Here is a 12,602-nt window from a genome sequence, read left to right as displayed (position 1 = left end):
TCCTTTCTATTCTTTCATGCCCGAAGTGGCCATCGTCTGCATAACACTGCTCTGAGAGATGATAAACAGAGTGATCGGTACAATCATCAGCAGCAAGGCAACAGCCGCACCTACACCGGCCCTTGCAATCCCTCCCTGCACAATCTGACTGAGCGCATAATGTAGCGTTTTGAGATTTTCACTGTAGATGAAACTCCCGCCATCCGTTCCCCATAACGCTGGAAACTGCAGGATCATGAGCGTGAGCCATGCCGGCTTCACATTGGGCATCACGATGCTCCAGAATATCCGGTATTCATTGGCTCCATCGATTTTGGCTGCCTCCAGCAAAGCATCGGGAATCTGCTCCATGAACTGTTTCATCAGGAAAAGTCCCAACGAGAACGCAAGTGATGGCACAATTATGGAGGCATGAGTGTTAATCCAGCCAAGCCAGGACATGACCATGTAGTTCGGAATCGCCGTAACATGCGGCGAGAACATCAGGGACAGAATGACAATGGTGAACAACACTTTGGAACCCGGAAAACGATACTTCGCCAGCGGATAAGCTGCTGCAGATGCAAGCAGGATATGCCCCGCTGTGCCAAGTATCGTAATGAGCAATGTGTTGGCAATATAGCGGGATAACGGCACCCACGAATTACCCATGAGATTGATCAGATCGGCAAAATTCTCCGTTGTCGGATTGTTCACCCAGAAGCGCGGCGGGAAAATAAACAGCTCATCCAGCGGCTTGAATGCATTGTTGACAGCATAGATGAGCGGAAGCACCATAAAGGAGCCGAACACGCCCAGCAATGCAAATAACATCAGGCTGACGGTAAATGACCGATTAAGCCTTTTTGGCATGCCAAACACGGCACGTACTTTGCTGGTCATCGTCATTCACCTATCTTTCTAAGCATTTTTTGCGTGAAAACGTTTGTACCCAGCATCAGGGCAAACAGAACCGTTGCGATGGCCGAGGCATAGCCCATCTCGAAACGAATGGTTCCGAAGTCCATCAGATGTGTGACAACTGTGTGTGCCGCATAGTTTACGCTCGGGAAACCTGCCAGTGCGATGGAGATCTCAGCTACGGCGAAGGAAGCGGTAATCTGCATTACCGCACCAAACATCAGCTGCGGTCTCATCGAAGGCAAGGTGATGTACCAGAGCTCCTGCCAGCGGTTTTTGATCCCGTCTACGGTTCCTGCTTCAACCAGAGAACGATCAATGGTTTGCAGTCCTGCAATAAAGGCCAGGAAGCTGGTTCCCAGGCTCAGCCACAGCTGTACAATAATGACGATTGCCAGTACATACTTCTCGTCTGCGAGCCATTGGATTGGTTCCAGTACGACGCCAAGGCGCATCAGGAAGCCGTTCATATACCCGTAGCTGTCACCCGAGAAGATGATCAGCCAGATGAAAAAGACGTTACCCGATATGGATGGGGCATAGAAAACCAGCGTCATGACCGCCCGAATTTTAGGAGACAGCTCATTGATGATCCACGCAAACAAAAAGCAGGCAATATAACTGAGAGGGCCTGTAATTACGGCAAAAAGCAGCGTGTTTTTGAGCGCGATCAGAAAGACGTCATCGTTCAGGAAAAGCCGGGCATAGTTCTGCCAGCCGACAAATCGCGGCAGCTCCAGCATATTGAAGTGAAAAAAGCTGAGCCCAAGTGAAATGCCGACCGGAATGACAGTAAACATGAAAAAAATCAGCATAAACGGTGCCATCAATACATAATAATGCCTGCTGAGATACAGATCCCGCTTCAATAGGGACCACCAGCCGACCTGGCGGGTATGGACGGCAGGAGCGGCGGCTGTCTTGGTAGTTTTAGCTTGCAACCGTTACCCTCCCTTTCCTCTATTTCAGATTAAATTCCTTGCGTTTCAACTCAATTTCATCATCAATGTACAAGACATAGTCCGATAAGGCTTCACGCGGATTTTCATTTGCATTGACCACCTTGCGGAAGGCGTTGTCCAGATGTCGTCCCGTGAAATAACCTCCAGGAAGCTGCGGGATTCCCTGTACCCATTCCCATTGCTTCTCGAGATTTTGATAATCCTTCACAGGCCAAGGCAATTGCTTCAAGGCTTCGATATTGGCCGTCGGGTAACGGGCAGCCGCTCCCATAAGACCTTCCATTTCTCTCCCGTATTCAATCTGGGTCTTCTCAGCAGTCCACCACTTCATGAACTTCCACGCCGCTTCCTTGTTGTCAGCATTTTCGAGCATCATCACCGCGCTCGTAGCGCTGGCCACTTCATGCCGTATGGACCCATCGGGAAGCTGTGTACCCGGAACAATCGTAAAGTCCCAGAGATTGCGGATTTCCGGAGCCATAACCGTCAGCATGTTATACGTGGTGTAATCAGCAATTCCGATCGGCATTTCCCCGGTACGGAAGCGGTTCGGAAAATCGGCTTTGAGCGGAAACTTGTAATTGGTATAAAATTGCGTCCAGCGCTTGAACGCGTCCATTGAAATCTCCGAATCCAGTGCACTTTTCTTCTGGTCTTCGGTGTAGAAAGTTCCGTCATTCTGATATAACAACATCGCAAAGGTTGAATTCGGAACCAGGTTGGCATTGTTCAGCGTATCCTCTATCGGCAGATAAAACTCCATGTTATGCTTCTGCAGCACGGCGATGGCGTTATATACGTCTTGCCACGTTTTTGGCGGTTCGAGGCCCAGTTCATTCAGGATATCTTTGCGGTAAAAGAGCATTGGAAAATGCTGTTGCTCCGGAAGGGCATATACCCCGTCGTTGTAGCGGTAAGGCGTCAATCCGCTTTCACGGAACCTGCCCGAAATTTCCTCGAAATCGGGGAACTGGCTCAGATCCGCTGTTGCATTCCTCATCGCATAGTTCACCGGAATGTCTTCGCCCATCTGCATGGCAACATCCGGTCCTTCCCCCGAGAGTGTTGCGGGCAGCAAAATATTCGGCGGAACGAGACGTAACTGCACAGATACATCCGTATCCGGGGTAAACGAATCGTCGATCATGCCTTTCAGTACTTGGGCCTGATCTCGTCCGGTTGTGATCCATACGGTGATGGCATCCTTTTTTTGTTCCACGTTACCAATGCTGTCGTAATCTTCGGTATACGAGGCAACATATGCGCCCAGTTCGTGCTTCACCTGCTGGACGGTGCTCGCTTCCGCTTTGGGCAACGATTCACCCGGCGGAGATACAACAAGGTAATCCAACGTAATCGGCTGTTCACGTACCGATAGAATCCATGTGCCGAGACCACCTACGTTAATTTTGAACGTATCCAGCCGTTTGGGAACCGTCTCTGGTCTGGCCGCCATATCTTCAAGCTGCAATACCATAGCGTGCAGTACGGCCACTTTGTCACTTTGCTCACCCGTGGCCTTTTCCAGGTAATCTGCAACGGAACGCAAGGTGTCAGCTTGTCGTTCAAACACCTCCGTCATCTCTGGAATACGCCGTTCCAGCTGGTAATCCCGTAGTGGGTCCGGACTGTTGGAGGTGATCATTAATATTTTACGATACATCTCATTCAGTTCCAGCACGCTGGATTCCACGGTCCGCAGCAGCGGAGCGATGTCGCCAAGTGTAACCGTCATTCGGATTCGATGTTTTCCTTTTTCCAGATGAAACTGATATGGCTGATCTTCTCCCGCACCCAAGACCTGAGTTTGCCAGGCCGGGCTGTAGTTAAATCGAATGCGTTTCATTTCCTTAAACGGAACTTCGCCGTTAATCGTCAGACTGCGGGTGGCATAGATGCCACGCAATTGATCCTGCTTTACCTTAAGCGCCAGTTGATACAGTCCGTCTTCAGGCACGTCAATTTCCCATTCAATCCATTCGCCCGGCAGTTTCCAGTTAATGCCCCCGATGGCGTTCATCCGAATTTTCGATACATTATAAGGCTCGAGTGAAGGACTTGATCGGTCCGAGATTGGTGCCAGTGTAGGAGATGATTTGCTAACAGCTTCCTCCCCCTGAACTTTCAACATGACAGGAGCCGATTGTTTCAAGCCAAGTGAGGCGTAGGTTTGCTCCAGCTCTGCATAGGAAGGAACTTCGCTTTCTTGATATAGCTCAATATAATCGATCGCCATGCTTTCTCTTAATGAAGTGAGCGATAACTTCTGACTGCCTTTTTCAAAATAAAACTGAAACGGTTCCTCAAAGTACCCTGCGCTGTCCTTGAAGGAAGTCAGTTGCCATTCGGGCTGTTCCACTTGTCTTGGTCTAAGCTCGTTGCCACGATCGTCCTGCCGGACGTTGTCCTCGCGATTCCCCCATACCCTGTCAAACAGAAGAATATCGGCCCCTCTGAACGGGACCTTACCATTAAGCTCAAGCCTGCGTTCGATCCCGGAACTTTTGCCTTCTACGGGATAATAGTGAATGCGAATGTTGTACAAACCGCTCACTTGAACGGGAACATCCCAGCGAATGGTTCCAGTTTCCGGCGTAATTACGGCATTTCCGTCTAATCCGGCGTACCCTTGCACAACCTCAAATTCCCCATCCTCTGCCTGAACATAAGATTCGCCTTCGATGCGTACAATTTCATCCGGTTTGGCCGTATTGTCATGAGCAGTCAGATAATGCTCATAACTGAATGAATCCTCGGTTCCCGATACCGCCTCAAAGTCCTCAAGCGCATGTACCGTTCCCGGATTACGATCCCGCGATGGATATAGTGTCCATATGGAGAGCACCAAGGCCAGGACAAGCACCAGGATTAGTCCCTTTTTCTTACGTGACCGCATGTTTGAATGTATCCCCTTTCCTGTAAGCGTTGAGAGAACTGAACGATTGACTAACCCGGACAGACCGCACCTTCACTGGTGCGTTCTGCCCGTGTAACGTGATACTTATTTGTAAACCTCATCAATCGCAGCCTGGAAAGGAGCCTTGTATTTCTCGATCAGCGTAGATACGGATACCCCTTCTTTGAGTTCCCCATCAAAATCCCAGAACGGCAAGGACGGGAATGTGTTATGGTCGAGAACCAACATACCTTCCGCAACCTCTCTGGCGTTGTTGATATCTGCTTCATCGGTCAGATGTGTCTCCAGTGTGGATTGTCCCGGATACTCATAGATCGATTCGATCTCATTAATTTTCTCCCAGATGTACATCAGTTGTTCCGGATTCTCTACCGCTTTTGGAATTGTTATAGCTTGGTAACGTGACTCACCGGAGTGATACGCTGTTGCACTTGGACCTTTTGGAAACGGTACAAAACCAATATCGTAGTCCTTCATATCCGTCATAATACCTTCAACTTCGTACATGGCACCTGAATACATCAAGGTGTTGCCTTGACGGAAGAACGTGGATGGCTCTGTCCAATCGCCGCCCTCAGAAGCTCTGCCGACCTTCTCGGTAGCCAGTTTGGACAGGAAGTTCAACGCTTCTTTTGTTTTTGGATCTTCCAGGTTCTGCTTATCTTCTTTGGTCAGAGAAGCCTCGTTGGAATACAGAATCGGTTCCAGCAAGCCCGTTTGAGCGAGTCCCCAAGTGTCTAGCTTGCCATCATTGTTTCGATCTTTGTTCGCTTGCTTGGCAACGCTGATGAACGTATCCCAGTTCCATTCATCGGCATCCACATACTCCTGAAGTGGCTTCAAGCCGAGCTCTTGCATGAGTGTGCGATTATAGAAAATTCCGTTGATAAACGAGGACTGGTCCTCGGTAAAGCCGTAACCTTTGCCTTCATACTGCATGTATTCTTTGGTTGTTTTCTGATTGAATACCTTGTCGTTTTTAATATAATCATCCACCGGCCATAACAGATCCTGTTTGGTCAATGCCGGAATGGCATAGTTTTTGCCCAGTCTCACCAGATCGCCAAGCGGTTCACCGGCCATCAGGGAAGCAACTACTTTTTCCTGATATTCACCAAAATCGATGGAAACATATTCAATATTAAAGTTGTGTTTTTTCTTCAGCGCTTCGAGATTCTCAAGGCGTTGAATGTTGTCCGGGTTGTTCCCCTGTATTTCCATGTCCCACCAAGCAACAACCTTGATCGTTCTGCCACCCATGTCAAAGTCCATTTCTGGCGTGGAGTTTTCATTCTTTGGCTCGGTTTCCGCGGGTTTTTGTTCCTCCTGTGGTGTTGTCTTTTCCGGCTCGGGTTGAGCGGTAGGTGCAGAACTGCATGCAGCAATTACCAACAAGACCGCAAATACCAGGCTCAGTAGCATGAACTTGTTTTTTCTCATCGTCTTCCCCCCTGATTGTCGTTTGCTATCACAGTGTATCGTTCAAATGAAAGCGCAAACAACCTGCCGAAATACAGATGTTTACCCGGGCTGAATATAGATTTGCGTAATTTTGCACGAGCAAAGTGCATTATAGGTTTTAATTGGTAAAGAAATGCACTGTCTACAAAAATATGCACATTGTATGCGCTTTCTTTTATTACCATAATGAAATTAAGTCAAATTTCAGTTAATCTAGCGCATTACAATTCAGCAGAAGGTGAGGTATTGCTTCATGTATGATATTTTACTTGTGGATTTCAGCCGTCGTTTGTGCGGAGAGTTGCAACAGATGTTGCTACGGAGCAAAGCTCAATATACTATCGCAAATTGTGTGTTCTCATCGGCCGAGGCTTTGACCGCATTGTCAGAACGAGACTTTTCCCTTGTTATGGTACATACAGAGAGGTTTGATACCGCGGGGCTCTGGTTATGCAATGACATTCGAAAAAAAAGTCAGATACCTATCCTCCTGATGGGTGGAAGAGATCACTTCAGGTTTGTACGCAAAGCCCTGACGTATCAGGTAAATGATTATCTCCCGTATCCTGTTAGTCCTTCTTCTTTACTTAACAGTCTGCATGGACTTAGATCCCACCTTGAAACCGACCCGGCACACAAAACGTCGTCGTTCTTCAAAACACCCGTTCAAATGAACGGTAAACCCATGCACTCCAGTCATGTTATTCGTATCGTCAAGGCCTATGTACGGGATCATCTGAGTGATGAAATCACGCTGAAGAAGATCTCTGACATGCTTCATTTTAACTGTGCGTACCTGGGACAGAAGTTCAAGCTGGAAGAGAAGATGTCTTTCAATGATTATATGCTCCAGCAACGAATGGAAAAGGCACAGCAGTTGTTGTCTTCCACGAATTTGCGAATATATGAGATTGCTATCGAGGTAGGCTATAAAGATATTGATTGGTTCTATAAAAAGTTCAAAGCGTATGCCGGATCGAGTCCCAATGCTTATAGAAGACAAAAAATCCACACGGCCTAAAGGTGGATTGCCGAATCGGTTTGTTTATCAATTAGATAATAACCACAAAAAAACGCAGGATATATTCTTCTTCCTGCGTTTTTTTGTGGTTGTTTGGATTTGGTCAATTCCAGAGTATTCACCATTAACGTACCAAAAGGGATTCCCGGTATTCTTGGGGAGTCATTCCCGTTATTTTCTTAAAAAGTCGGGTAAATGAATGGGCAGCCTCGTACCCCACTTGAAGTGCGACCTCACGTACCATAAGATTTGTGTTCTGAAGCAATTCTTTAGCTTTCCGTATCCGGCAGTCGTCAATGAACTCTGACACGTTTATTCCCATTTCCTGCTTAAAGAATCGCGACAGATAGGATGGATTAAAATGATGAAGTTCTGCCAGTCTCACCAGAGAAAGATCTTTCTCCAGATTCTCCTTGACGTAACTGCATAAGGAATGAATGACAACGTTAGCGCGTTCCTGTTCATTTGATCTTTTGTAGCGGACTAGTTCATCGGCAGCACGATATAGAAACTGTACTGCATCCTTCATGCATGTATACTCCCCTAAGTGCAGCAAGCTTCTTTGATCCGGGATCTTCTGTTGAAGACCCCAACGATTGATCGTTGAATGCAATAATAAGGCCAGATTGTAGTATGTCTCCATGGCACGTTCCATCGTAATATCCTGTTGCATCAGTTCTCCTGCAAGCTCCTCAAATATATCGTAAAATGGCTGAATTCGTCCCGTTTCCAAATATCCTGACATAATCTCGATCCGGTTTGAGATCCGCATGGATTCTTTGGGTACATCAGATGAGAGATCATTACGATGGTCCGTGAGTACCATGGATACACCATCCCCAATTTTCATCCACTGGAGTAATCTCAGACGTTCATATTGTTTGGTTAACTCGGACCAATTGCAACTGCGACTACTTAATGAAAAAGCAATGGATACGCCGAGTGAGACCATGCATGCTTCCTGTACCAGTTCCAGTGTACCTTCTAGAAATCGCACAAGTTTATCATTTGTCATCTCTTCCTCCTGCTTCGGCTGAAGCAGCCAGATCGTATCCCCATAATGGTCCGTTACACTTGCGCACACTGTACGTTCATTCATCAGAGAAGAGCCGATAATGCGCACAGATTCTTGGACTTGTGTGAGGTCCGAACCCTTTTCTGGCAGATTATTGAACCGACCCAGTATGAGATAAACAGGCGAGTTGATCTGTAATCTTATATCTCGTTTGGATAATTCGTCCTGCATATGCATAGTAGAATCTATAACCGCTGTACAGTCTTGAAGTAACTTCCGTAAATACTCTTTTTGCTGTATCAGTGCAAGCTGCGAATTAACTTTATGAGAATGTTCCAACAACTCAACCATGCTGTGACTTTGCCGGATCTCTTCCATCACATCTTCTACAACAGACATCACCTTGTCATAACCTTCCGTTTTGAGCAAATAACGCACATTAGCCATCTGAAAAGCTTGATATGCATAATCAAAATCGCTATGTCCTGTCAGAAAAATGACACGACAATTCGGCCAACTGGCTTGAATCCGCTCTGTCAGTTCCAACCCACTCATACCCGGCATACGGATGTCCGTTAGAACAATGTCAATTCTCGAACGTTGCATCCAGGACAATGCTTCTGTTGCAGAGTAGGCCTTACATACATCAAGCTGTTCGGGTATATGTCTGGCGAACGTTTCATAGAGACTATCCGTAATAATCTCCTCGTCATCTACAATCAAAAGTCGATACATTCGTTTTCCCCCTCTTTCCACTGGATTCGAATTGTGACTTTTAACCCTTGCAGTTCACTTCTGGATAGAAAAAGCCCACTTCCTTCTCCATACGTCAGGACCAGACGTCGATGAATATTTATTAACGCCGTCATTTCGTCTGTACCTCCGTCCTTATGCAAACGTTGTTGAAGAGTTTGAATGTGTTGCTCTTCCAACTCATTACCATTATCCTCTACGGTGATCTCGGCATATGAACCTTCCATATTAAACCCAATAATTAGAAGACCGGAGTCCGTATTCTTTTCAAGGCTGTGTTCGTAGGCATTCTCAATAATAGGTTGAATAATGAGTCTGGGAACTTTAATATGTTCCATCTCAGCAGGTAGTGACCCAAAATCAACTTTGATTCGTCTGGAGAATCGTAATTGTTGAATCTCTGTATAGATCCGTGAATGCTCAACTTCCACTTTCAACTTCACATGATCTGTTTCATTCCGCGTAATGAACCTGAAATACTCTCCGAGCATGTTGGTGAATTGCTCAATACGTTCGGTTTCTCCTGTCCTTGCCAGTGAATTCAGAATAAAGAAGCTATTGTACAGAAAATGAGGATTAATCTGCGATTGAAGCTGTTTCAACTCGGCCCGCTGCATCATCAATGTTTTCTTAAAATCTCGATCGATAAGGGATTGAAGATTTTCAATCATTAGATTGAAACGGGTGTAGAGGAAGCCGAATTCATCCTTTCGGTTATGCGCAATGGGGACATCAAGCATGCCTCCCTCCATTTTTTTGAATCTTTTCACCAACAACAGCAACGGGATATGAATCAACTTGTAACTTGAATAGAGATACGCCGTGATGGCAACAAATGATGTAATTGCAAACAGCCAAGCCCAATGATAGAACTTGCTAAGTGGCTTCGTAACAATTGCCTCGGGTAGATATGTAGCTACGGATAAGCCCAGGGAGTCCATATGCAACTGACTAACATGGTACATGGTGTCACCCACCTTCATCCGAAAGCCATCAAGTGTACCCTTTACACTGTGCTCACGGTAATTCGCGAGAATAACACTAGCTTGATGTTTATCTGTGATGGCATACCCCGTTTTGTCCTCAATCAGAAACGTTGAACTCTCAGGGTACAAATTAAGCCGTGTGAGTTCATTCTGAAAATGGTATGTATCCAGCTCCACCTGAATGACAAAAAGCGGGGGTTCTCCTCTCGTGCCTGTCAATCTGACAGCACTTAAGTTCAAGGCGTCCTCTTTCACCGTGAAACGTGTACCTTTTCCTTGCATGCCTGAACTGAAATATAGGTAAGAACTTTTATCGAAATCATCGATGCCTTGGATCGCGGATATACTCTTGCCAACAGAAGGGATATGTACATGAACGTTTTTGATATAAGCAGTGCTGTTCTTGAATGAAGCGAGTCGTTCAGTCAGGTAATTTAATGTATCACGCCGCTCAACCTGATCCATCATGTCCCAGAGAATGGCCAGACGATTGAGTTTTCGATCCTCAACGATATCAAACTGCTGTAATTCCATCCATTCTATCTCTCTGTTCAATTCCACCACATATTGGTTCAACCGTCTTTCCGTTGACAACGATATTTCCTGACTTGCATTGTCATAACTCCAATGATACAGATACACGCCAAGAAGAATAAGGGGGAGTACAAATACCAGATAGGTGATTATTAATCGCGCAAATATACTGTTAAACCATGATTTAGCAGGGATCTTGATCAATACATTCACCTCCAATGCCAAAGGCTGAGTGGGTTCCTTGTAAGAATAAAGTGAACATTAGCGCTCCTTTGGCTTGCTGGCGCGAAACCACGCGTTAACCTCCGATGTGATCTGATCTCCCCCCAGCTTGCGCCAGTTCTCAACGAATTGATCAAACTCATCTATCGACCTGCCTAGAATAATGTTCATATAGGCTTCAAGCTGAAGATCCCGAAGAATAATTTGTCGATCAACCATTGTATCCGTAATTCCGCCCGTGAATTGATCATAGAGAAGTTGGCCGTTCTTCTCGTAAGAATCTGCAATGCTAAAAGCACCCGAAGGCCCATAGGTTTGTTTCCAACCCCAGCCGCTCTCTACATCTTCCAATTCATAGGCCACAATGCGTTTGTGAATGGCGAGAGCTTCATTCTGCAGAGCCGAGAAGTCTCCTGTACTTCTGGCATCACGAATTTGTTTGTATGCATCTATATTTTTATTACCGGGAAAAGGAGTTACCGGTGAAAGCATCCACACAGCTCGGGAGTCGTCATTGTAGTATGTTTCATACTGTGCCTGATCCCCCCAGTTGATGTCCAGATGCAGATTCATGAGCTTTACAACAACTTCCGGATTAGAGAATCCCTTTTTTACAGCAAAGTATTGCCCAGTGTTGGAACGTAGCGGTACGAACAGGCTCCGGTACGACTTGGCAACAATGGGATATGCCTGCCATTCTACATCTATACCTGTATCTTTATCACGGGTGCTCTGAAGCATAAAGGATGTCCACTGTTCGCCGTAAAGCATCCCTATTTTTCCATCTTGAACTAGACGAAACGCCTTGTTTCCACTTTTATAACCAAAATCCGGATCAAGTTGGCCTTCACGATACAACGTTTGCAGTACTTTCAGAGCCTCCCGAACTTCAGGCTGTATACCTCCATAAGTGAGGTTTCCTTCTGCATCTTTAACCCATATATTAGGGTAGGCACCGTAGCCGGACATGAACCCTGCAGCTCCCATAACTGGATCCCATAGATGGTTCGTTAGCGCAAGTCCGTACGTATCATGCTCTCCGTTCCCGTCGGGGTCCTCCTCTGTAAACGCTTTCGAAACCTGGAGAAGCTCTTCTATCGTTTCAGGCGGCCGTAGCCCCAGTTGCTCCAACCAATCGCTTCTAATCCACAGGTACTGCGCTGTCTCAATGGAGGAAGATGATTCGGGAATAGCCATGAGTTTGCCATCAATGGTTGCCGCATCAAATGCTCCTCTTCCCTCCGCCTCCAATATACTCTTTGTAAGTGGGGAAGCATACTCTTGGTACACATGGGTTAAATCTTCGATCATTCCAGCGTTGCTCAGTTGTCTAAGTTGATATGGATTAACTTTCACCACATCTGGAAAACGTCCTGCAGCAAGGGATACACCCAACTTCTGATTGTATACATCTCCCTTAGCAGTCCAGTCATAGTGAATTTGAATACCTAGCTCTTTCTCGTACAAACGAGTCCAGCGATTATCCAGTATCGTCTCACCAGGTAACTGACTAATCATGCGCTCAAGGTCATCTCCCGTTTCCCTGACAAAAGAGACCACGATGGGAGGAGAATACCTCTCAAACGTAGCGGGAAGTTGAATCTGCTGCCCATCTTGCTGCGGATGATGTTGTTTGCTATTACCTTCGGTATGACCTGCTGGTATGGATACAGCAAGGAACAGAATGAAGGTCCATCTTGTTATGTCCAGACATCTCTTATACATGACGACATGCCCCCAGTTCGGTTTGAACAACTCTCTTCTCTCTGTCAACTTTAATCCATATCATTGTACAACAACTTGTACTCATTGAATACGAAAAGCCGCCATT

Annotated in this window: 8 protein-coding genes; 1 reads left to right on the top strand and 7 read right to left on the bottom strand. The window is 46.3% G+C overall.

The window, feature by feature from the left end:
- Positions 1-6: 6 nt before the first annotated feature.
- The 4 genes from MKY01_RS15215 to MKY01_RS15200 form a co-directional block, all read right to left on the bottom strand.
- The gene (locus MKY01_RS15215) at positions 7-882 is read right to left on the bottom strand and encodes a carbohydrate ABC transporter permease (RefSeq protein ID WP_026081082.1); all 876 of its coding nucleotides are present in this window, start codon (positions 880-882) and stop codon (positions 7-9) included.
- A 2-nt stretch (positions 883-884) separates the two neighbouring features.
- The gene (locus MKY01_RS15210) at positions 885-1,841 is read right to left on the bottom strand and encodes a sugar ABC transporter permease (RefSeq protein ID WP_315372265.1); all 957 of its coding nucleotides are present in this window, start codon (positions 1,839-1,841) and stop codon (positions 885-887) included.
- A gap of 19 nt (positions 1,842-1,860) precedes the next feature.
- Positions 1,861-4,758, bottom strand: coding sequence for an extracellular solute-binding protein (locus MKY01_RS15205; RefSeq protein ID WP_315372264.1), 2,898 nt, complete (start codon positions 4,756-4,758; stop codon positions 1,861-1,863).
- Between the two features lie 105 nt (positions 4,759-4,863).
- A complete protein-coding gene (locus tag MKY01_RS15200) occupies positions 4,864-6,219 on the bottom strand; it encodes an extracellular solute-binding protein (RefSeq protein WP_074095065.1) in 1,356 nt (451 codons plus the stop codon).
- Between the two features lie 274 nt (positions 6,220-6,493).
- On the opposite strand from MKY01_RS15200, the gene MKY01_RS15195 reads away from it, so the two are divergent.
- Entirely contained in the window at positions 6,494-7,261 is a 768-nt protein-coding gene (locus MKY01_RS15195; RefSeq protein ID WP_047842955.1) for a helix-turn-helix domain-containing protein, read from the top strand.
- Between the two features lie 124 nt (positions 7,262-7,385).
- Here MKY01_RS15195 and MKY01_RS15190 read toward each other — a convergent pair whose 3' ends face one another.
- The 3 genes from MKY01_RS15190 to MKY01_RS15180 are packed head-to-tail and all read right to left on the bottom strand — an operon-like array spanning position 7,386 to position 12,496.
- Positions 7,386-9,011, bottom strand: coding sequence for a response regulator (locus MKY01_RS15190; protein ID WP_127548518.1), 1,626 nt, complete (start codon positions 9,009-9,011; stop codon positions 7,386-7,388).
- Positions 8,996-10,753, bottom strand: a complete 1,758-nt coding sequence (locus MKY01_RS15185; RefSeq protein ID WP_315371792.1) for a histidine kinase — start codon at positions 10,751-10,753, stop codon at positions 8,996-8,998. Before MKY01_RS15185 ends, MKY01_RS15190 begins: the two co-directional genes overlap by 16 nt.
- Positions 10,754-10,810: 57 nt before the next feature.
- Positions 10,811-12,496, bottom strand: coding sequence for an extracellular solute-binding protein (locus tag MKY01_RS15180; protein WP_315371793.1), 1,686 nt, complete (start codon positions 12,494-12,496; stop codon positions 10,811-10,813).
- Positions 12,497-12,602 lie beyond the last annotated feature (106 nt).

Origin of the sequence: Paenibacillus sp. FSL R5-0486, from assembly GCF_037975155.1 — a bacterium.
In the GTDB taxonomy this organism is placed as follows: domain Bacteria; phylum Bacillota; class Bacilli; order Paenibacillales; family Paenibacillaceae; genus Paenibacillus; species Paenibacillus amylolyticus.
This window is presented reverse-complemented; position numbering and strand designations above follow the sequence as displayed.